General features: G+C 57.1%; 20 protein-coding genes. 12 read left to right on the plus strand and 8 right to left on the minus strand.

Annotation, left to right across the window (positions count from 1 at the left end):
* Positions 1–105 precede the first annotated feature (105 nt).
* A complete protein-coding gene (locus VF694_RS00260) occupies positions 106–555 on the plus strand; it encodes an Hsp20/alpha crystallin family protein (protein WP_003800089.1) in 450 nt (149 codons plus the stop codon).
* Between the two features lie 122 nt (positions 556–677).
* Here the strand turns inward: VF694_RS00260 and VF694_RS00265 are convergent, their stop codons facing one another.
* The 3 genes from VF694_RS00265 to VF694_RS00275 all read right to left on the minus strand — a co-directional run bounded on the left by VF694_RS00265 (position 678) and on the right by VF694_RS00275 (position 2,534).
* Entirely contained in the window at positions 678–1,994 is a 1,317-nt protein-coding gene (locus VF694_RS00265) for a M20 metallopeptidase family protein (protein ID WP_003800088.1), read from the minus strand.
* Positions 1,995–2,063: 69 nt separating this feature from the next.
* On the minus strand, positions 2,064–2,372 hold the full coding sequence (locus tag VF694_RS00270; protein ID WP_440163505.1) for a helix-turn-helix domain-containing protein: 309 nt from the start codon (positions 2,370–2,372) through the stop codon (positions 2,064–2,066).
* Between the two features lie 27 nt (positions 2,373–2,399).
* Positions 2,400–2,534: a hypothetical protein gene (locus VF694_RS00275; RefSeq protein WP_440163506.1), complete on the minus strand. Its 135-nt coding sequence runs from the start codon at positions 2,532–2,534 to the stop codon at positions 2,400–2,402.
* 250 nt (positions 2,535–2,784) lie between these two features.
* Between VF694_RS00275 and VF694_RS00280 the strand changes: the two genes are divergently transcribed.
* Positions 2,785–3,240, plus strand: coding sequence for a MarR family winged helix-turn-helix transcriptional regulator (locus VF694_RS00280; RefSeq protein WP_003800086.1), 456 nt, complete (start codon positions 2,785–2,787; stop codon positions 3,238–3,240).
* Here the strand turns inward: VF694_RS00280 and nudC are convergent.
* Both nudC and VF694_RS00290 read right to left on the minus strand, forming a co-directional pair.
* A complete protein-coding gene (gene nudC, locus VF694_RS00285) occupies positions 3,221–4,009 on the minus strand; it encodes an NAD(+) diphosphatase (RefSeq protein ID WP_003800085.1) in 789 nt (262 codons plus the stop codon). The genes VF694_RS00280 and nudC overlap by 20 nt on opposite strands.
* A 596-nt stretch (positions 4,010–4,605) precedes the next feature.
* Positions 4,606–5,538 carry a YicC/YloC family endoribonuclease gene (locus tag VF694_RS00290; protein ID WP_003800084.1) on the minus strand — a complete coding sequence of 311 codons (933 nt, stop codon included), beginning with the start codon at positions 5,536–5,538 and terminating at the stop codon, positions 4,606–4,608.
* A gap of 353 nt (positions 5,539–5,891) precedes the next feature.
* Here VF694_RS00290 and VF694_RS00295 point away from each other — a divergent pair, with 353 nt between their 5' ends.
* From VF694_RS00295 to VF694_RS00325, 7 genes are all read left to right on the plus strand, one after another.
* Entirely contained in the window at positions 5,892–7,010 is a 1,119-nt protein-coding gene (locus tag VF694_RS00295; RefSeq protein ID WP_440163507.1) for a metallophosphoesterase family protein, read from the plus strand.
* Positions 7,000–9,621: an AAA family ATPase gene (locus VF694_RS00300; RefSeq protein ID WP_003800082.1), complete on the plus strand. Its 2,622-nt coding sequence runs from the start codon at positions 7,000–7,002 to the stop codon at positions 9,619–9,621. The genes VF694_RS00295 and VF694_RS00300 overlap by 11 nt, the downstream gene beginning before the upstream one ends.
* Positions 9,622–9,650: 29 nt before the next feature.
* The gene (rph, locus tag VF694_RS00305) at positions 9,651–10,388 is read left to right on the plus strand and encodes a ribonuclease PH (protein ID WP_059317637.1); all 738 of its coding nucleotides are present in this window, start codon (positions 9,651–9,653) and stop codon (positions 10,386–10,388) included.
* A 153-nt stretch (positions 10,389–10,541) separates the two neighbouring features.
* Positions 10,542–11,153: an RdgB/HAM1 family non-canonical purine NTP pyrophosphatase gene (gene rdgB, locus VF694_RS00310; protein ID WP_003800079.1), complete on the plus strand. Its 612-nt coding sequence runs from the start codon at positions 10,542–10,544 to the stop codon at positions 11,151–11,153.
* A 4-nt stretch (positions 11,154–11,157) separates the two neighbouring features.
* The gene (hemW, locus tag VF694_RS00315; protein ID WP_440163508.1) at positions 11,158–12,372 is read left to right on the plus strand and encodes a radical SAM family heme chaperone HemW; all 1,215 of its coding nucleotides are present in this window, start codon (positions 11,158–11,160) and stop codon (positions 12,370–12,372) included.
* Positions 12,373–12,598: 226 nt separating this feature from the next.
* Entirely contained in the window at positions 12,599–14,011 is a 1,413-nt protein-coding gene (glnA, locus tag VF694_RS00320) for a type I glutamate--ammonia ligase (RefSeq protein WP_059317635.1), read from the plus strand.
* Between the two features lie 229 nt (positions 14,012–14,240).
* Positions 14,241–14,750, plus strand: coding sequence for a GNAT family N-acetyltransferase (locus VF694_RS00325; RefSeq protein WP_003800073.1), 510 nt, complete (start codon positions 14,241–14,243; stop codon positions 14,748–14,750).
* Between the two features lie 80 nt (positions 14,751–14,830).
* Here VF694_RS00325 and VF694_RS00330 read toward each other — a convergent pair whose 3' ends face one another.
* The 3 genes from VF694_RS00330 to VF694_RS00340 form a co-directional block, all read right to left on the minus strand.
* Entirely contained in the window at positions 14,831–15,619 is a 789-nt protein-coding gene (locus VF694_RS00330) for an ABC transporter ATP-binding protein (RefSeq protein WP_440163509.1), read from the minus strand.
* Positions 15,616–17,280 carry an ABC transporter permease gene (locus VF694_RS00335; protein ID WP_440163510.1) on the minus strand — a complete coding sequence of 555 codons (1,665 nt, stop codon included), beginning with the start codon at positions 17,278–17,280 and terminating at the stop codon, positions 15,616–15,618. Before VF694_RS00335 ends, VF694_RS00330 begins: the two co-directional genes overlap by 4 nt.
* A gap of 94 nt (positions 17,281–17,374) precedes the next feature.
* Entirely contained in the window at positions 17,375–18,418 is a 1,044-nt protein-coding gene (locus tag VF694_RS00340; RefSeq protein ID WP_003800067.1) for a Fe(3+) ABC transporter substrate-binding protein, read from the minus strand.
* 299 nt (positions 18,419–18,717) lie between these two features.
* Between VF694_RS00340 and VF694_RS00345 the strand changes: the two genes are divergently transcribed.
* The 3 genes from VF694_RS00345 (at position 18,718) to recG (ending at position 22,048) form a co-directional block, all read left to right on the plus strand.
* Complete coding sequence (locus VF694_RS00345; protein WP_003800065.1) at positions 18,718–19,494, plus strand: ferredoxin--NADP reductase; 777 nt, start codon at positions 18,718–18,720, stop codon at positions 19,492–19,494.
* A gap of 73 nt (positions 19,495–19,567) precedes the next feature.
* Entirely contained in the window at positions 19,568–19,954 is a 387-nt protein-coding gene (locus VF694_RS00350; protein ID WP_003800063.1) for a Rid family detoxifying hydrolase, read from the plus strand.
* Between the two features lie 12 nt (positions 19,955–19,966).
* Positions 19,967–22,048, plus strand: a complete 2,082-nt coding sequence (gene recG / locus VF694_RS00355) for an ATP-dependent DNA helicase RecG (protein WP_003800061.1) — start codon at positions 19,967–19,969, stop codon at positions 22,046–22,048.
* Positions 22,049–22,069: the final 21 nt, after the last annotated feature.

The raw sequence follows: 22,069 nt of genomic DNA on the forward strand, positions 1-22,069 counted from the left end.
AGATACTTGAAAAAGTGAACAAGCCCCCCATTTCTATTGATGTAGGCGCCCGAGCCCACGCCTTCCCTTGCACAGGGCTCAGCAAAGGAAAAATGGAGGTCAAGCATGGCAAGCAATTTGACACGTTTTAATCCGTTTGGGGATCTGGCTGGTCTGGATTCGTGGCGGGATATCGAAGATATGTTCCGGCGCGTCCCCGTCGTTGGTTCCCTGGCCGGGAATACGCCACCCGCCATCCGTCTGGATGTCAGTGAGAACGAGGAAGCCTATCAGGTTAGCGCTGAAGTGCCTGGCATCAATAAAGAAGATGTGCATGTCAGCGTTGATGGCAATATTGTCTCTATCAAGGTAGAGAGCCGGCGCACCCATGAAGAGAAAGAGGGTGATACGGTGTTGCGCAGTGAGCGTTACTATGGTGTGCAGACCCGTCGCTTCAGTCTGGCGCAGGATATTGACGAGGCGCGAGCCAGCGCTAAATGCGAAAACGGAGTATTGGAACTGGTTCTGCCCAAGAAAAAGAGCGGGACCGGGGCCAAAAAGCTGGAAGTTCGCTAAGCCTGTGCTGTCAACAAAAAACCGCGCCGTTCTGGCGCGGTTTTTTGTTTTATGCGCGGCATGCAGGGCGACTGCAGGCGTTCGTTATCACCTGTCCACGCCCCGGCCCAGACATCCCAGTATCAAGGAGTGTGGTTGTCGAGCATATAAGTCAATGAACTGGCCAGCAAAGCACGCGTTCCGATGCGCAGGGCCTTTTCATCAATCATGAACTCAGGTGAATGATTGGGCGCACCCATTTTATCCGGATAGGGTGAGGCATTAAGCCGCCAGAAAACCACGGGTACGTTCTTGCCAAACGCGCCAAAATCCTCCGAACCCATACCTGGCGGCACCTCTTTGGCCCCGATACGGTCGCTGGCCAGTTCCAGAGCAGGGATGATGGTTTGAGTCACGTTGGGATCGCTGACCAGGACCTCATAGCCCGTGTCGATGCGAACGGTCGCTTTCACATCATGGTTGGCTGCAATATTTTGGGCGTATCGCTCAATCAACTCGTGAGCCCTTGTCTGATTTTGTTTGGACAGTGAGCGCACCGTGCCGCTGATATCCGCAGTTTCAGGCAGCACATTTGGACGGTTACCACTTTGCAACAAGCCTACCGTCACCACTGTTGTGCCATCCTGTGGGTTCGTTCGCTGGGCGATGATGCTATTTAGCGCCACCACCGTCTCGGCAGCGGCAACAAGCGGGGAGGCGGCCGTCCAGGGCGAGGAACCATGGCCGCCTTTACCCGCCAGAGAAATGGAAAACACATCACCACTGGCCATCAGGCTGCCTTTTCGGTAGCCAATGCTCCCTGCGGGGTAGGAAGGTCCGATGTGCTGGCCCATGACCACATCCACTTTAGGCTTGTCCAGTACGCCTTCGGCCATCATGGCATTGGCGCCGCTCAAGGGCTTACCAGGACCTTGCTCTTCGGCGGGCTGAAACAAGAGCACAATCGTACCCGGCAGTTCCTCACGCATGTCGGAAAAAACTTGGGCAGCACCCAACAGCATGGCAACGTGCGTATCGTGGCCGCACGCGTGCGATACCGACACTTCCTTGCCTTGCCAGGTGCCTTGGGCAACGGACTTGAAGGGCAGGTCATTGCGTTCCTGTACAGGCAGGGCGTCCATATCGGCACGCAAGGCTACGACAGGGCCAGGCTTTCCGCCTTTCAAGACGGCCTTGATCCCGGTCTGTGCAATCCCGCTTTGAATCTGATAGCCGGGCATGCTCTCCAGTGCCGCTTTAATATAAGTCGCCGTATTATGCTCTTGATAAGAAAGCTCAGGATTCTGATGCAGGTGGCGTCGCCACTCGATCACCTTTTCCTCCAGGGCATCGGCCTTGCCCATCGCGGTTTCCACCATCGGATGGCTGGTTTGTGCCAACGCCGTCCCGGCCAGCAGGCAACTCGTCACCAATAGGCTCAGGCGAAATGCGTGTCTCATACTGTCTCCTCGCTTTTTTAGTGTCATAGCGATTGATCATAGCACCGGCCCAGCCTGTCACCGGCGCAGTTAATTGACACCTATACCACTGTGAATGCCCCAATGCCCTCGGGCCAGCCACGTTACGCGCTGCTCGCTCGCAAGCTGTTCGATCGCCTTGAATACACGCCATTGCTGTCGCCACTGCTGATAATTCAGGCCTGTGTCCCGTTTAAACAGACGACTGATTATTTTTTCGCTAAGGCCCAGCTCCACCGACAGGTCTTTCAGGGCCGGTGGCAGCTTGGCCCCAGCCAGCGGCCGCAAACGACTATCACGAGGCAAGGGCAGAAAAAGAGCCCGCTCGTGCGCGGCTTGCAGCTCATTGAGCAACAGCAATATCAGATGCTGTCGTGGCGGCTGCTCTCAATCCGCGGCCAGATAAACCGAGCGGTACTCGACCTGTTCGCTCAGTTGTACCTGATGGGCAAGCAGAGCCGGAATCCAGATCAAACGGCCTGGCGACAACAAGCACAGGTGTTGATGCAGAGTCACGGTCATGCAGCCGCTGTGAGTGTACAGAATCTGCCCTCAGGGGTAGCTGATGCATACCGGAATCATGCTGCGCCAGGCGCGCCGCGATGCCCAGCACATGACGTCCTGTCAGTTCGGGGAAAGGGTCATTGGCGTCCAACTGGGACATTGTCTTGTTGATGGCTTGCGCCCTCGGTCGTACACATGGCCGGGCTAGTATACTGACGGCTCTGCTTTCCTGAGGCGGTACCCGCAGGACAGACTTCACCAAGGCATTATGAGCAAATCCCCCGTTTCCATCCTGGACAGCAATGTAGAGACCAATATGGCTTTTCAAATGGCCACCATTATCTACAAGCTGGACCAGACCCTTAGATCCACCACCCTGCGTGAACACAATATGACCTACGTGCATTTCAGGGTCTTGCAATACCTGTGGGATAAGGATGGGTGCAGCATAGGAGAAATTGCCAAGGCTATTGTGGTCCATCAGCCAGTCCTCAGTCGGGTGCTTGACCAAATGCAGGATCGTGGGCTGGTGCAGCGTCGCACGGATGAGACGGACAGTCGCTACATGCGCGTCTTTCTGAGCGACACAGGTCGCGAGCGCTACGCGCAGGTCTGGCCGCCTGCCAAGGCAATGATTGACAACGCCCTGTCTGTTCTGACCGTGGACGAGCGCCAGGATTTGGGCCGTATGTTGCGCTCAATGGCTACGCATCTGGCAAATTGACTGGACGCCTGCAAGCAGCCTGACCCGGTAGATTGGCCCGAATCAAACGACCTGCAATGGAGTCCGTATGGGGCAGGTCGGGCAAGGCGTCCTCTGGCCCGAACCAGCGCGCATCATTGATTTCGTCTGCCTGGATACACAATTCCCCGCCCGCATACTCGGCGGTATAAGCCACCATCAACGAATGCGGGAACGGCCAGGACTGGCTGCCGAAATACTGGATATTGTCCACGCGCAGCCCCACTTCTTCCATGACCTCGCGGTGAATGGCTTCTTCCAGGTTTTCTCCCGCCTCCACAAAACCAGCCAGGGCGGTGTAGCGCGCCGTTGCATAGGTGGAGTGGCTGGCCAGCAAGATACGGTTCTTGTCGCGGATCAGCACCATCATGGCCGGGGAGATTCGGGGATAAGCCGAGAAGCCACAAGAAGTACAACGAAAGCACAATTCATGCTTCACACGCTCCATGGCCGAACCACACACACCACAGTAACGATGGCTTCGAGCCCACTCGGATACCTGGAACGCCCGGTTGGCGATGCTGGCCAGTTCGTCCAGTTGCGACAGAACGCCACGCAGGGGACGAAAGGCAAAGCCATCGGGAGCAGGAGTCTGTGCAGCTACATGGCAGGCAAAATCCTGGCAATCCTCCCCCGAAAAAAGCGCATGCCATTGTGCCGGTGGGATATCCAGCGCGGGTTTGGCGGGAATCAAGGCCTGTCCGTCTTGACTGCTGACCAATATTTCATTTCCACGAAAAATGAAATTCATGTGTTTCCTGTCCTTTAATACGCCGCCTAAGCGCAGCACCGAGCCCGCTATTGTACGGGAAGGTGCGGGACGCAAAACAGCGAAGAAAATCACCGCTGAAAAGGTGGAGAGGCGGGGTAGGGCGTAGCAAAAACCAGCGGTCCTAAAACGGGCAGCAACAGGAAAAAAGCTTGCATTGGTGTTCAAGCTCTCAAGAAAAATAAGCGGGAAAAAGTTGAAAAATACTAGTTAGTGGGCATATGGTTAAGTGAAAATAAATTAAAAAAAGAAAATTAATTTTCAATCCTAAATATTTTTTTATTATTAAAAAAACCATGGTCGATTTTTTGTTTTAATTTTTTATTTTTAAAAATCCTATTTTATTTTTATATATTAAGGAGGCTGATAAAGTGTTTATGTTGTTTCGTCAATTTATCAGGCCACTTTAAAAAAACGAGACTATCTTATTGGGATAGGCTGCAAAAAGACTCAAAAAAAAACCGTCTGCTTTGAGCAAGACGGCTTTTTGGAGAAAAAATGGCCTACCAGGAGACGGGGCGGTGCTGCGTGGCTGAAAAAAGCAAACCCCTCAGCAGCTAAAGGCAGCAGGCCCCTTGCTACTCAATATTCTGAGTCTGCTCTCGCAACTGCTCAATGCACAGCTTCAGATCAATCGAGGCCCGTGTCATGTCCATGCTACCGGCCTTGGAGCCCAAGGTATTGGCCTCTCGGTTCATCTCCTGAAACAGAAAGTCCAAGCGTTTGCCGGTACTGCCTTGCCGGGCGCTTTTCTTGCCGGGAGCGGCAAGCACGTCTCCGTTCAGGATCAATTCCAGTTCACTCAAGTGGGAACGCAAACGAGCCAGTTCCTCCGCCACATCAATACGCAGGGAAAAAACAGCCGCCTCTTGCGCCACCCGTGCTGACAACTCTTCCCCCGAGATCAGGGCAAAACCGTCGGGGCTGGCTTGCAGCAAGGCATCGTGTAAACGACTGGCGATCTTGTTCTTTTGCTCGGTCAAAATGGACGGCAAGTGCTGTTCAACTTCGTCGACAATCGCACTCATATCCTCACGGATTTCCAGCATGGCCTGAGCCAGACGTTGGCCTTCTCGCTCTCTTGTGGCCTGAAAATCCTGCAAAGCAGCCTGAAAAGCCTCACTGATCATCGGCAACCATAACTCCGGGTCCATGCCCGAATTATTACCACTCTGATTGCTCAACAAGGTTTGCAGCTCCGGTGCCGGCAGATCGGGAATGCTGACGCGGGCAATCTGCAGCATCTGTGCCGTGCGCTCGACCGCTTCCAGATCCAGGGTGCGTTGCTGATCGCTTCCGCTGCGGGCGAAGTTGACCCGAAGCTCCAGCTTGCCGCGTTGTACGCCTTGTGCGGCCAGCTCACGCAGCAGATTCTCCGCAAAACGCAGCTCCTCGGGCAAACGCAGATTCAGGTCCAGAAAGCGATTGTTGACGCTACGCATCTCGATAGTGATGGTGCCTGCTTCGGACTCGGCCTTGGCACTGCCAAACGCGGTCATGCTACGGATCATGGGGGTCACTTTAAGAATGGAATAAAGCCACCGATTGTACTCTTACGCCCCGGCTTTGGCGGCTCCCCAAGCGTCTGCAAAGCTCTATACTTTAGGCTTTTGGCCGATGGCGGCCAATTTTGTCCTTACACTCCCATCCGTACCGCAAAGGCAGGGCAGGGAAGCAGGGTGGTGACCGTTTTTTACCGCCAGGCGGCCCCACGGAGCCTTCCCTCCCTGAGGCGTGGCCGTCCCAGATAGGGGCCTGGGTTTTGGGCGTAACCGCCGAATTGCTCCTGCATGACTAGCGCTCCTACCAAGAGGGCGGCAGTTCACCGGTGCAACACGGAGGCTCTTTTTTAAGGCAAGCTGTCATGCTACGAATCTTGCATACCGCCGATTGGCAAATCGGGCGCCAATACGCGCGCTTTGAGCTGGAGGACGCGGCTGCCCTGGCTGAGGCGCGTTTCAAGGCTATCGAGAAGCTGGCCGCGCTGGCCACCGAGCATCGCGTGAACCTGCTGATGGTGGCGGGTGATGTGTTCGACTCCCAGACCTTGAGTGATCGCAATCTGCGCCGCAGCTTCAATGCCATGGCCGGATTCAAAGGGCCGTGGCTTTTGCTGCCTGGTAATCATGATGCGGCTCTGAGCGAAAGTGTCTGGACACGGGCCCGGCGCCTGAACTGCATTCCCGATCATGTGCATGTGCTCGATGCGCCCGAGCTGTTTCTGTTGGACTCCCTCAAGGTCGCCGTCCTGCCGGCCCCCCTGACTCAGCGCCAGACCTACCAGGATTTGAGCGACTGGTTCGATCAGGCGGAAAGCCCGGCCGGTTACTGGCGCCTGGGTCTGGCGCACGGCAGTGTCAGCGGCGTGTTGGAACATCTGGACAGCCATAACCTGATTGACCAAAACCGCGTGCAACGCGCCAAGCTGGATTATCTGGCACTGGGCGACTGGCACGGCACGGTCAAAGTCAACGAGCGCTGTTACTACAGCGGTACGCCCGAGCCGGATCGCTTTCGGGATAATGACTCAGGCCAGGCCTTGCTGGTGGACATCAGCGAACCGGGCGCCACGCCCGTCGTTCAAGCCTTGCCGGTTGCGCAGCACCTGTGGCGCAGCATTCAATACCATCTGAATGACGACACGGATCTGGACCTGCTGGAGCGGGAGCTCAATGCGTTGGTCGATCAAAGCGTGGTGGAGCTGGAACTATCGGGCCAGTTGAGCCTGAGTGGTTTTGAGCGGCTGGAGAGTCTTCTGGGACAGTCCCAGGCCCGGTGCCGCGCCTGGGACTGCCAGCGCGAGGCCTTGCGGCTGGCGCCTTCCGAAGAAGACCTGGATGCCTTGCAAGCGGATGGCTATCTGCAGGCCGCATTGAACCAATTGCAGGCGCTGCGTCACGGCAGCCAGCAGCAGGCTGCCGAGGATGCCTTGCTGATTCTGGCCAGTCTGCTGCGCGACAAGGAAGGTGGTCATGCACATTAAGTCTTTACGTGTTGAACAATTCAAACGTTTTCGCCAGCCTGTATCACTGGACAAGCTGGAACCGGGCCTGAATATCATCAGCGCGCCGAACGAAGCGGGTAAAAGCACCTTGGCCGAAGCCCTGCGTACGGTGTTTTTCGAGCGTTATGGCACCGGTAGCCTGACAAAAATCCTGCCCTGGGGCGATTCATCGGCCGCGCCAGAAATCGAATTGGATTTCAGTCTGAACGGCCAGGACATGCGCCTGAGCAAGCGTTTCCTGAAGCGCAAACGCTGCGATTTATACATAGGCAATCAGCATCTGGATAATGATGAGGCCGAGCAGTACTTGGCCCAGCAAATGGGGTTTGAGTATGCCGCCAAAGGCAGTAGTCAGCCCCGTAACTGGGGTGTGCCGGGCCTTTTGTGGATTGAGCAAGGGCAAGGCCAGGACCTGCGTAGCTCGGTCGAGCACGCCAGCGGCACCCTGCAGCAGGCGTTGGGTAGCGAAATTGCCGATCTGACTAGTGCAGACGGGGATTATCTGATCGAACAGGCCCAGCAACAGCTGGACCAATATGTGACCCAGGCTCAAGGACAGCCTCGTGGCGTCTGGTTGGCAGCGCAGAAGGAAGCCAAGGAGCTGGAAGACCAGTTGCAGAGCCAGCAATCCGCCTTGCAGCAATATCAGCAATGGGTGGACGAACTGGCGCAGGCCCGCAAGCACATTGCCCACGCCGAAGCGAAGCGCCCTTGGGAACAACTGCGTGAGCAGGCCAAACAGGTACAGGTTCAGTTGCTTCAAGCCCGCCAATTGCAGGAGCGAGCCAAAGAGTTGCAACAAACCCTGACCATGCTGGCGGAGCGTGAAAAGCTCTATCAACAAGCCGGGGAACGCGACCAGGAGTGGGCCAGCCAACGTAGTCAGCGTGCTGAGCAGGTGAAATCCCTGCGTGCCAAGCTGGAGCTGGAACAGAGCCTGCTCAGCGGCCTGAGCCAGCGCCTGCAGCAGGCGCGCAGCCATAAAGACGCCAGTCTGCAGGAGCAGGAACGCGCCCGTACCTGGCAACAATGGTTTCAAGATCAAGCCAGCTTTGACAGCACACAGCAGCAGCTGCAGCAGATGCAAGGGCAGTTGGAGGAACTGGGTAAGCTGGAAGCCCAACTGGCGCAATGCGGTGCCGCCTTGGTGCAGCTGAAAATCGCCGACGAGGCCCTGGAGCAATTGCGTCAGCAGCACCAACTCATTCAGCGCTTGCAACACCAGCTGGAGACGATTTCCACCGAAGTGCAGATCGAACTGCAAGACGGAGCCAGTCTGGTGCTGGATGGCGAATCCATTCAAGGCCGACACCGCGCTCACCTGAGCGTCAGCACCCTGATTGAACTGCCCGGAATGGGCCAGCTACGCATCATTCCCGGTGGTCGAGACCTGGGTAAAGTGCAACAGCAGTTGGCGAAAACTCAGCAAGAATACGCACAGGCACTTGGACAGTTGGGCGGAAGAAGCCTGGAAGAACTGGAACGCCGCCGCGAGCAATATCGGGAACAAGAACAACAGGACCGACTGTTACGCAGTTCCATGAAAGCGCTGGCTCCGCAAGGAAAAGCACATTTGCAAGGTCTGGTTCAGGCAGCCCAACAGCGCCTCGCCCCGCCGCGTCCACAAGGCGAAGCGATTGAGGCGTCGGAATTGAGCCGTATCGTCCAAGCTGCCACTTTGGCTGAGCAGCAGTACCGGGCGCTCGAAAGTGAGTGGCATGATGCCCGCGAGGCCGTCGCCCGCACTCAGGCCCGTCTGGAACAGGCCCAGGCCGAAGCCAATAGTCTGGAACAGCAATGGGCAGACCCGCAACGCCGGCGGGCGCAGCAGGAGCGCGAACAGCAGTGGGGACAGTTGCGCCTGCAACGCGATCAACTGCTGGCCGATCAGAAAGCCTTGGACGCTGAACTTGCCTCCCTGCCATTGGCCGTGTTGGAACAAGACTTGCAGCGGCTGGAGCGCAGCGCCCAGCAGCAGGAGCAGAGCTACAACGAGGCCTGCCTGGCTGCCCAGCTTGTGCAAACCAAGCTGGAAACGCACGGCGCCCAAGGTCTGGAAGAACAAATCGATCAGACCGTGCTGCGACTGAACGACTGTCGGCGCCGCTGTACAGCGTACGAACGCCGCGTGCAAGCGCTACGGCTGTTGCTATCTGTACTGCGTGAACAGCGCAGCGCCTTGACCCAGCAACTGCACGAACCCTTGCAAAAGCACATCAACCACTATCTACGCCTGCTGCTGGGCAAAGCACGCGTCGAGTTGGACGAGCACCTGGCTCCACGCTGGCTGCAACGCGACAGTGGGCAAGGCCTGGCCGACGATATTGATGGCCTGAGTTTTGGCGCACGCGAGCAAATCGGCCTGATTGCTCGTCTGGCCTATGCGGATTTGCTGCAGCAGGCAGGCCGTCCTACCTTGCTGATTCTGGATGACGTGCTGGTCCACAGTGACAACGATCGCCTCGAAGCCATGAAACGCATCATTCACGATGCGGCACAGCGCCATCAGATCCTGCTTTTCACCTGTCAGGCCGACAAGTGGATGGACATGGGAGTGGCGCTACGGCCCGTGCCGCAAGGCGTACAATAGATGTTTTCAATTTTGTACGGAGCCTAGCCTTGTCTGAAAACGCTACGATTGCACGCCCCTCGGGTCGATCTGCCACACAATGCCGTCCTGTCGAACTGGTGACCGGTTTCACTCGTCACGCCGAAGGTTCGGTGCTGATCCGCTTGGGCGAGACCCATGTTCTGTGCAATGCCAGCGTGCTCGACAAAGTGCCTCCCTTTCTGAAAGGCAAGGAGCAGGGCTGGGTAACCGCGGAATACGGCATGCTGCCACGCTCCACCCACACCCGTTCCGACCGGGAGGCGGCCCGTGGCAAGCAAAATGGCCGCACCCAGGAAATTCAGCGCCTGATTGGCCGCAGCCTGCGCGCCGTTTTTGATCTGAAGGCCTTGGGCGAGCGCACCATCCATATTGACTGCGACGTTCTACAAGCCGACGGCGGAACCCGCTGCGCGAGCATCACCGGTGCCTGGGTTGCCGCCAGTCTGGCGGTACGCAACCTGCAAGAGCAGGGCAAACTGCAAGCCTCGCCCATTCTGGATCAATTGGCGGCCGTTTCGGTCGGTGTATTCGAATCCCACCCCGTGCTGGATCTGGACTATCTGGAAGACTCCGCCTGCGGCGTGGATATGAATATCGTCATGACAGGCAGCGGCAATCTGGTGGAAGTGCAGGGCACCGCTGAAGGCCAAACTTTTGCGCGCCCCACCTTGAACCGCTTGCTGGATCTGGCCGAGCAGGGCATTGCCGAGCTGATGCAAGCCCAGAAACAGGCCTTGCAGGGCTGATCACGATGAAACGGGTCTGTCCTGCTCCCTGCGCGACACCGCCAGGCAGCGGGGCAAGCTCCTATTGGAACGCCGTGCCACGCAGCACACACTGCTTGGCACGGCGCTTTGTCCTTTTTACTGAACAGGGCGCTTTGCCGCCTGTTGCCACTTATGAACACTACATCCAAGCGTGTTGTCCTGGCCTCCAACAATGCCGGCAAGCTCAAGGAGTTTTCCGCCATCCTGGCCCAGGCCGGTATCAGCATGATTCCGCAAGGCCAATTGAACATTCCCGAGGCCGAGGAGCCCTTTGCCACTTTTATCGAGAATGCGCTGGCCAAGGCCCGTCATGCCAGCCAGTTAAGCGGTTTGCCCGCCTTGGCTGACGACTCCGGCCTGTGCGTGCGCGCCTTGGACGAAGCCCCCGGCGTGTACTCCGCCCGATTTGCCGCTCGCGAGCTGGGTGGTGAGAAGTCCGACTCTGCCAATAACGCCTTGCTGGTCCAGCGTCTGCAAGGACAAAGCGACCGCCGCGCCTGTTATGTGGCCGTTCTGGTGTATGTGCGCCATGCTCAGGACCCACGGCCCATCGTGATTGAAGGGGTCTGGGAAGGAGAGATTCAGGATCAGCCCGCCGGCGAACACGGCTTTGGCTATGACCCGCACTTTTATCTTCCCGAACTTGGGCAAACCGCTGCACAGCTCGCGCCCAAGGTGAAAAACCAATATAGCCATCGGGCGCAGGCCATGCGAGCGTTGCTGCATCGTCTGGCGGCCGAGTAAAGACATGAGCGTTTTTTCTCCCGAAGTACGAATCCGGCCCGGCTCGGGGCCGGCGACTCTCTTGCCCAGCCTGCCTCCCTTATCGGTCTATGTGCATGTGCCCTGGTGTGGCCGCAAGTGCCCGTACTGTGACTTCAACTCACACGAAGCACCGGCGCAGTTGCCCGAAAACGAGTACCTGGACGCCTTGCAAGCCGACCTGGAGCAAACCTTGCCCCTGGTCTGGGGCCGACAGGTCATTTCCGTCTTTATCGGCGGCGGCACACCCAGTCTTTTATCGGCCCAGGCGCTGGACCGCATGTTGGCCATGCTGCGCGCTCATCTGAACCTGCTGCCCGATGCTGAAATTACGCTGGAAGCCAATCCCGGCGCTTCGGAAGCCTCGCGTTTCATGGACTATGCGCACAGTGGCGTAAACCGTATCTCTCTGGGCATCCAAAGCTTTAACGATCAGGCCCTGAAAGCGCTCGGACGCATTCACGATAGTCAGCAAGCACGCCAGGCCATCGAGGCCGCCCTGAAAGCGGTAGACCGCGTGAACCTGGACGTGATGTACGCCTTGCCTGGGCAAACACCCGCCCAGTCCGAACACGACATCTTGCAAGCCATGTCTTACGAAACGGAGCATTTGTCGCTGTATCACTTGACGCTGGAACCCAATACCGTCTTTGCCAAATATCCGCCTGCCTTGCCTGATGACGATGACAGCGCGGCCATGCAGGACAGGCTGATCGAGTTGACGGCCAGTCGCGGCTGGGAGCAGTATGAAATATCCGCCTACAGCAAGCGGGGTGGTCACAGCCGCCATAATCTGAATTACTGGGAGTTTGGCGACTACATCGGTATCGGTCCCGGTGCGCATGGCAAATTGTCCTTTCACGATCGTATTATTCGTACCGCCACGACCCGCAGCCCAGCCCAGTGGATGCAGACCGCCGTCAAACGGGATGGCAGCCACTATGCGCACAATGCGCGTGTGTCCCCTCAGGACCTGCCCTTTGAGTTCATGCTGAACGCGTTGCGTCTGAAAGCCGGGGTGCCGTCCCAATACTTTCAGGAGCGCACGGGCGTGCCACTGGCACAGATCCTGCCCACCATCAGGGGCAATATTGAAAAAGGTTTGCTGGCTGCCGATCCGCTGCGTATTCGAACTACGGATTTAGGCTGGCGCTTTCTAAATGACTTACAGGAAGCATTCCTTCCTGATGCAGGTTCCTGACATTTAATTGTTTATTTAAGACATTTTTTATTGTGCATCTGCACAATTGCTCTACAATTAATTTCTGGTAAGTCCTATGCCATAACTACTTTATCGAAATCGGCCTGTTTGGATCAATTCAGATCTGATCCCGGTAAACGTAATTAAGACCTGCCGTAGTGGGTTACACAATGATCCGCGCCACTCCTCCTCACTTTTTGTTAACGTCATTGACGCTGGAGTAACCATGTCCACCCCCGAAGATGTTCTGAAGATCATCGCCGAACGCGAAATCACGTTTGTCGATTTCCGCTTTACCGATACCCTGGGCCGTGAGCACCACTTGACCACCCCCGCACACGCGGTGGACGAGGATCGCTTTGAGTCCGGCGTCGCGTTTGACGGCTCTTCCTTGCCTGGTTGGAAAGGAATTGAAGCCTCGGACATGTTGCTCATCCCGGACGCCAAAACCGCGCGTATGGACCCGTTCCGTGAAGAGCCCACCCTGATTCTGACCTGCGATGTGGTCGAACCGTCCGACCTGAAAGGGTATGACCGCGATCCCCGTTCGCTGGCCAAGCGTGCCGAAGCCTACCTGCGCTCCAGCGGCCTGGGCGATACCGCGTACTTTGGTCCCGAGCCAGAATTCTTCGTGTTCGATGGGATTACCTGGAACGACGACATGTCGGGCAGCTTCGTGAAGATTCGCTCCGAAGAAGCCCCTTGGTCGCGCGGCCTGGAACTCAATGGCAACAACCTGGGTCACCGCCCAGGGGTCAAAGGCGGTTACGTTCCTGTGTCACCCACAGACTCTTTTGCCGATCTGCGCGCAGAAATGTGTCTGTTGATGGAGCAGCAGGGCGTTCCTGTTGAAATCCATCACCACGAAGTGGCGGCTCCCGGTCAGCTGGAAATCGGCACGCGTTTCTCGACCCTGGTCGAGCGCGCAGACTGGAATCAGATCATGAAGTACACCATCCATAACGTGGCTCACGTATATGGAAAAACGGCAACCTTCATGCCCAAGCCTGTCGTGGGCGACAACGGTTCGGGCATGCACGTTCACCAGTCCATCTGGAAAGATGGCCAGAACTTGTTTGCAGGTAATGAATACGCCGGGCTGTCCGAGTTTGCCTTGTTCTACATTGGCGGCATCATCAAGCACGCTCGCGCTCTGAACGCCATCACCAACCCCACGACCAACTCCTACAAGCGTCTGGTTCCGCACTTTGAAGCACCGGTCAAACTGGCGTACTCCGCCCGTAACCGTTCGGCCTCGATCCGCATTCCTTACGTCAGCAACCCCAAGGCTCGTCGTGTGGAAGCACGTTTCCCCGACCCAATGGCCAACCCTTATCTGGCTTTCTCGGCCTTGATGATGGCCGGTCTGGACGGTGTGCAAAACAAGATCCATCCTGGCGATCCTGCCGACAAGAACTTGTACGATCTGCCTCCTGAAGAAGATGCAAAGATCCCAACCGTGTGCGCTTCTCTGGAACAGGCCATCGAGTCTCTGGACAAGGATCGCGAGTTCCTGACCCGGGGCGGTGTGTTCAGCAACGAAATGCTGGATGCCTTCATCGAGCTGAAACAAGCCGAAATCACCCGTTTGCGCATGGTGCCGCATCCGGTCGAATTCGACATGTACTACAGCCTGTAAGATCGCGGGCGCTGGCTTGTGCCAGTGCGGTCAAAAAGAGCGGCCTTCAGGCCGCTCTTTTTATGGACACGGCAAACACAGAAACGGTGACACTGAACAATCCACAGCCTCAGTAGCCGCGCTGTTCAAGCCGCCCGGAGCCTCTGGGCTCTGGCAGTTTATGCTTGCGACTCGTGCTCAGACCTTTACCCTACGCAGTCACGCAAACCCTATTGATATGGAAGTAAAGATGACCCTGGATTTTCAATGGAAACGACTGGATGATCTCTCCTCTCGGGAGATGTACGCCCTCATCCAGGTTCGCGAAGCCGTGTTTGTGGTGGAGCAGCAGTGCGCCTATCAGGAAGCAGACGGTCTGGATCTGACTGCCTGGCACTTGTCGGTGTTCAAGGATGGAGAGCTGGCGGCCTATGCCCGCGTTGTCGAGCCGGGACTGAAGTATGCCGAACCGTCCATTGGCCGCGTCCTGACTGTGGCCAAGTTTCGCAGTTTGAAGATCGGTTATGCCCTAGTGGCTGAGGCTATACGATTTACGCATGCTCAGTATCCTGGCGAGGATATTCGCATTGGCGCACAGGCTCATTTGCAGAAGTTCTACGGGTCTTTAGGGTTTGAACCCGTCGGTGAAATCTACGACGAAGATGGCATTGCTCATATTGACATGGTCAAGCCAGCGACTCCCGCCGATGGCAGTATGGATGCTCATCAAGACCACCCGGCTAGGCGTTTAGGTTTGTAGCAATCCAGCGTGCAACGCCCACAGACAGAAAAGGGCACCCTGTGCGGTCAGGGCCGCGGCGCGGGAGAACGCGACCCCAGTCACAGTGCCACGGGCTCCCCACGTAAAAAGGCCTGGGCACGCTGCGCCATAATGGCCTCCCGCCGGATGAAGTCCGCGACAAAGTCATTCACGGGATGATGATGCAGGCTGTAGGGCGTATCCCATTGGATAATCTTGCCCGCCTGCATCACGCCGATGCGGTCAGCAATCGCGAAGGCCTCTGCCTGATTATGCGTCACCAATATTGCCGTGATGCCGGCCTTTTTTAAAATCTCGCGCACCTCAAAGGCCAGCCGCTCACGGGTATCCACATCCAGATTGGAAAACGGCTCGTCAAGCAATAATAAGGACGGCTTGGGAGCCAGCGCTCGCGCCAGAGCAACACGCTGTTGCTGACCACCGGACAATTCATGCGGATAGCGCTGTGCCAAGCGGGACAGATCCACCAACTCCAACATGTCGTGTACCCGCTCTTGTCGTTCGTTCTGGCCCCATTTGCGCAGGCCAAACGCCACATTCTTCTCTACGGTCAGATGAGGGAAAAGCGCGTAATCCTGAAACATCATGCCGACATGCCGGTCTTCCGGTGGAACCTGTTGAGAAACAGCGGATAGCACACGGCCATTGAGCAAAATATGCCCGGCGCGCAAAGGCTCAAAGCCGGCGATCGCACGCAGAACCGTGGTCTTGCCACAGCCGGACGCGCCAAGCAAACAGCCAATTTCCCCTTGTGGCAGGTGCAAACTGAGTTGGTCGACGACCGGCCGAAATCCCTCGGACGTATCGTAGGACAGGGTAATAGCCTGTAAATCCAGAAAATCATTCATGATGCGCGTGGGCCAGAGGCCATCAATTGAGTACGAGCCAATAAAATAACGGGGATCAAACCGGCCAGCACAATGGCCAGAGCCGCCACCGCGCCTTCCTCATAGGTTCCCCGCGCCGCTTCCGCATACAACCAGGTTGCCAGGGTCTCGAAATTCATCGGACGCAGCAGCAAGGTAGCCGGAAGCTCCTTCATGGCATCCACAAAAATCAGCAGGGCAGCCGCACCCATGGCCGGGCGCAGCAAAGGCAAATGCACGCGCTTGAGCGTGCCGGCCGGCGTTTCACCCAATAGGCGGGAGGCCTGCTCCAAGGAAGCGGGAATACGAGCCAGGCCAGCCTCGATGCCGCCAATCGAGATCGCCAGAAAGCGCAAGGTATACGCGAGCACCAAGGCCAGAGTAGAGCCCATCAAGAGCAGTCCGCTTGACGAAATGCCCAACCAGGACAGGAGCTGGTTGTAAAAAGAATCGAACATCACCAGGGGAGTCAACAGACCAATCGCCAACACCGTCCCGGGAATGGCGTAGCCCAGACTGCTGACACCGGCCAGAAAACGGGCTAGACGAGGCTTGCGTCCCGAACGGACGGCGCGGGCAGCCCAGGCAACCACGAGACCACAGAACAGAGTCGCAAGCGTAGCCAGGGCAGCGATATACAGGGTGTTCCAGGCACTGTTGAGCAGTTGCGCCGAGATGCCGCCGGTTTGCGTCACATGTTTGATTGTCTCGTTAAGCAGATACAGGGAAGGAGCCACAAACCCTACCAGCACGGGGGCCGCACCCAAGGCAATCGCGATGCAGGCCGCCGAGCCTTTCAACCGAGTGGGTCGGATAGGCTCGGAGCGTTGATTACTGGAATACGCCTGGCGACGACGGCCATAACGCTCAATGCTGATCAAGGCCGCCACCAGACAGAGCATGGAAACAGCGATTTGAGCGGCACCTGCCAGATCAGAACGGGTCACCCAGGTGGTGTAGATCGATACCGTCAAGGTCTGCACACCCAGAAACTCGGAAGCGCCGATATCATTCAAGGTTTCCAGCAAGGCCAGACTGACGCCCACAGCAATCGCGGGGCGGGCCATCGGCAGCACAACCCGGAAAAAGACACTGCGTCCGGACTCCCCCATAATGCGTGCCGCTTCGAGCAGACTGGCCGACTGAGTGGCAAACATGGCTCGTGTACTCAGGTAAACATAAGGATAGAGCACCGAGCCCAGCAGAAAAATGGCCCCGCCCAGGGAGCGCAGGTCCGGCAGACGAAATTCACGCGGGCTGCTGTAACCCAGCACATAGCGTATGGCCGATTGAATCGGCCCGATCGGATGCAGCAAATCCAGATAAGCAAAGGCCACGATATAGGTCGGGACCGCCAAAGGCAGCAGCAACGCCCATTGCAGAACCCGCCTGCCTGGAAACTCGTAGGCGGTAATCAGCCAGGCAGCGCCCACCCCTAAACAGCTGACCACCATTCCCACCCCCAGAAGCAGCAATAAGGTATTGCTCATGGCGTGGGGCAACACGAACTGGAACAGGTGCGACCAGTGCTCGGTCGAGCCGCCTAAGGCGTGGGTCAGCAGGGTAATCACAGGCGCAGCCACAATCAGGGCAATCACAGCAGCGGCCAGGGACCAAAGGGGCAGACGACGAAAAAAGGGCATTATGAAAGGCTAGGTGTTACAGGCGCTTCAATGCGCGACGACCGCCGCTCTGATTTCTCAAAGCTGGCGGTCGTAGAAAAAGAGTAGGGCGATTTTAGTTGTCGAAGCCAACTTTATCCACCAACTCGCTGGCTTGCTTGCGATGCTTGGCGATTTCAGTCAGCGGCAAGGGATCGACCTTCAAGGGCCCAAAGCTGGCCACGACCGGGTCCAGTTCAACACCGGCGCGCACGGGGTATTCGTAATTGGCCTTGGCATACAGGCTCTGCGCTTTCTCGGAAACCAGGTATTCCAGCAATTTGACGGCATTGTCCTTGTTGGGAGCATGCTTGGCCACCGCCGCACCGGAAATGTTCACGTGCGTGCCGCCACTTTTGGTGTCCGCGAAGGTGGGACGCACCACATTAATGGCTTCACCCCATTTGTAGGCGTCGCTACCTGGCTCGGCATTTTTCATGCGGCCCACGTAGTAGGCATTGGCGATACCGATATCACAAATCCCGCCCAGAATGTCGCGGGCAACGTCACGGTCCCCTCCGGCGGCTTTGCGACCCAGATTGTCCTTGACGCCACGCAACCATTTTTCCGTTGCTTCGGCCCCATCATGCGCAATCATGGCGGCGACCAAGGCCGTGTTGTAAGGGTGTTGGCCCGAACGGATGCACACTTTGCCTTTCCACTTGGGGTCGGCGAAATCTTCGTAGTGAATGCTTTTCACATCCACGTCCTTGGCAACATAAGCGACGCGATCACGCAAGGACAGGGAATACCATTGTTTGTCCGCGCCGCGCAGATTGGCGGGAATGGCACTGTCCAGGGCTGCGGATTCCACCGGCTGGGTAATACCCGCTTCGACCAGATCCAGCAGATTGCCAATGTCTACCGTCATCAGAATGTCGGCAGGGGATTTGTCACCTTCTGTCTTGACACGCTCGATCAGGCCATCTTTCACAAACACGGTATTGACCTTCACACCCGTGTCTTTGCTAAAGGTTTCCAACAGAGGAGTAATCAGTCCGGGTTCGCGGGTGGTGTAGAGATTGACTTCGCCAGAAGCAAAAGCCGCCATCGACACAGTACCCATCGCGGACAGAAGCAGGGCTTGGGTCAGGGCACGACTACGAAGAGTAAAGCGCATCATCAACACTCCAGAAACAGGCGCAGTTAGCTTAAAGCCGGAAAATGTGAATGATTATCAAACGTATGCAGGAAGTAGGCAAGAATTATTTGGGCAGTCAGTACGCAAAACAGTCAAATCTGCGGTTCCGCAGCCCGCCCGGAGAGCGACAATTCCCCGTCTGAAAACTTAATGGTTTGTCCTGATTGCGATCAAATCGCATTGATGTTCGAGCATGGATTTACCTGCTGAACTCGGTACAATGGGCAGATATTTGCTTACTGATCCGGGCTTTGTGGCCCCTTTACACGATAACTACCATGGCAGCTTTCAATACCGAACAAGTGCTTAGCGTCCACCACTGGAACGACACCTTGTTCTCCTTTACCACTACCCGCGACGCCGCCCTGCGATTTCATAACGGGCACTTTGTCATGATCGGTCTGGAAGTCGATGGCAAGCCGCTGATGCGTGCTTACAGTATCGCCAGCGCCAATTACGAAGAGAACCTGGAGTTTCTCAGTATCAAGGTGCAGGACGGCCCATTAACCTCGCGCCTGCAGCACCTGAAAGAAGGCGACACCATTCTGGTCAGCCGCAAGCCTGTGGGCACGCTGGTCATCGACGACCTGCGGGCCGGGCGCAATCTGTTCCTGTTTGGCACGGGCACCGGTCTGGCTCCTTTCATGAGCATCATTAAAGATCCGGACACGTATGAGCGCTTTGAGAAAGTGATCCTGGTACACGGTGTTCGCTATGTGAGCGAATTGGCCTACTCGGATTTCATCCAGAACGAGCTGCCCCAAAACGAGTACTTTGGCGAGATGGTGCGCGAAAAGCTGCTGTATTACCCCACGGTTACGCGCGAGGCGTTCCGCAATACGGGCCGCATCACGGAACTGATCGAAACCGGCAAGCTGTGCCAGGATTTGGGCATTGCCCCGTTGGACCCTGCTCAGGATCGCGCCATGCTGTGCGGCAGCCCCGCCATGTTGGCCGACATCAGCGCCATGCTCGATGAGCGCGGCTTTGAAGTATCGCCTGGTGTTGGACAACCCGGCGACTACGTGATTGAACGCGCCTTCGTGGAAAAATAATCACGCCAAGATCTGTTAATTTTAGCTATAGGCGCTTAAACTCTGATAGTACAACACTCATCAGAGGTTTCTTATGACTAAGCAAGTTGTCTTCACCGACGCCGCTCCGGCTGCCGTAGGCCCTTATTCTCAGGCCATCATTGCATCGGGCGGCAAGACCGTGTTTCTGTCTGGTCAAATCGGTTTGGAGCCGGCCACCGGCGAACTGGTATCTGAAAATTTTGAAGGTCAGGTACGTCAGGCATTCGCCAATCTGGAAGCCGTGGTCAAAGAAGCTGGCGCCAGCCTGACCGACATCGTCAAACTGACGCTGTTTCTGACAGACCTGTCCCGCTTTGCCAGCGCCAATGCCATCATGGCCGAACTGATTCCGCAGCCTTTCCCCGCACGCTCGACCATCGGTGTGGCCAGCCTGCCCAAAGGCGCTCAGTTCGAGGTCGAGGCAATCCTCAATTTCTAAAGACGTATTGCCATGACCGCAGGTCGGCCTGCGCCTCAGGCCAAACGGACTGCGCCCCGTAAAGCGCTCAGTCTGGACCAGAAATTTGAGAAGCTCGGTCTGCGAGAGCCTGCCGACTTCGTGGTCCATCTGCCTTTGCGCTACGAGGACGAAACCCAGGTCGAGCCTATTGCCCATCTTTACCCCGGCAAGATGGCGCAGATCGAAGGACGTATTCTCAGCACAGATGTCCAGGCTCGGCCTCGGGCGCAACTGCATGCCCGTATTGCCGATGAAAGTGGCGAGCTGGCCTTGCGCTGGCTGCATTTCTATCCCAGCCAGCTCAAACAACTGCAAAGCGATTTGCCCTTGCGGGTGCGTGGCGAGGTGCGCCAGGGCTTTCATGGCCTGGAAATGGTGCATCCCAAAGTCACCAAAGCCGGCCAACCCCTGGCGCGCGCACTAACGCCTGTTTATCCCACCACGGACGGCTTGAGTCAGACCCAACTGCGCAAAGCCATTGCCGATGCGCTCAATACCGCGGACCTGCGCGACACGCTTCCCGAGCAAGTCCGTGCCGAATATGGCCTGATGCCGTTTAACGAGGCCATCCGGCTCTTGCATTACCCGCCGCCAGAGCTCAGCTACGACGAATTGTTCGAGCAGGGCCATCCCGCCTGGAGTCGCATCAAGTTTGATGAGCTGTTGGCTCAGCAGCTCTCCTTGGCGCAAGCTCGCGCGGCCCGTCAGGCTCAACGCGCCAAGCCGATGCGTGAAGCCAAGAGCGATTTGCTCCAATCCCTGCTGGCCTCCTTGCCGTTTAGCCTGACGGCAGCTCAGCAGCGCTGCGTTAAAGAGATCAGTGCGGACCTGAAGCGCTCCTATCCCATGCACCGGCTTTTGCAAGGCGACGTGGGTAGCGGAAAAACCATTGTCTCGGCTATTGCTGCGGTGCAGGCCATTGCCAGCGGCTTCCAGGTAGCCCTGATGGCACCCACAGAGATCCTGGCCGAGCAGCACTATCTGAAAATGCGTACGTGGCTGGAACCGCTGGGCGTGGAACTGGCCTGGTTAAGCGGCAGTTTGGGCGTGAAGGCCAAACGCCTTGCATATGAGGCCATTCATTCTGGGCAAGCGCGTCTGGCGATCGGCACCCAGGCCCTGATTCAGGACAATGTTCAGTTTCATAAGCTGGGGCTGGTGATCCTGGACGAGCAGCACCGCTTTGGAGTGGGCCAGCGTCTGGAGCTGAACCGCAAGGGCGATGCACAGGACAACAAAGGCCAAGCCTATTTGCCCCACCAACTCAATATGAGTGCGACCCCTATCCCGCGCACGTTGGCCATGGCGTTTTTTGCGGATCTGGATGTGTCCGCGATTGACGAGTTGCCGCCCGGGCGCAGTCCCATCATCACAAAACTGGCGGCGGACAATCGTCGTGATGAGATCATGGCCCGCGTGCGAGCCGAAGTCGCGCAGGGACGACAAGCTTATTGGGTTTGTCCCCTGGTCGAGGAAAGCGAGGCCCTGCAGTTACAAACCGCTGTCGACACCCATGCGGCGCTGGAACAAGCCCTGGCTCCTTTGCGGATCGGCCTGATTCATGGCCGTTTGTCCTCGGCAGAAAAAGCGGAGGTCATGGAAGCCTTTCGCAGCGGAAATCTGGACGTGCTGGTCGCCACGACCGTCATCGAAGTGGGGGTGGATGTCCCTAACGCTTCTTTGATGATTATTGAGCATGCCGAGCGTTTCGGTCTGGCTCAACTGCACCAGCTGCGCGGTCGGGTAGGGCGCGGGCAGATCCAGTCCGTTTGTGTGCTGCTGTACCAGGCACCGCTCTCGGCAGTGGCCCGCTTGCGCTTGCGGGCCATGTATGAAACCACGGATGGCTTTGAGATCGCCCGCCGCGACCTGGAACAACGCGGCCCTGGCGAGTTTATGGGCATGCGCCAGTCCGGACAGGCCGGCCTGCGTTTTGCCAGTTTGCAGTCTGATGAGGACCTGATCGAACAGGCCCAACACTTGGCCAGCTCCTTTCGACGTGATTATCCAGACCACGCTCACCAGCATTTGCAGCGCTGGATGAAGGGACGGGAAGAGTTACTGCGTAGTTGACCATGAGCCTGCCTACAAGCT

The sequence above is a fragment of the Alcaligenes sp. Lyrl_28 genome, from assembly GCF_051948705.1.
Lineage (GTDB): Bacteria > Pseudomonadota > Gammaproteobacteria > Burkholderiales > Burkholderiaceae_B > Alcaligenes > Alcaligenes ammonioxydans.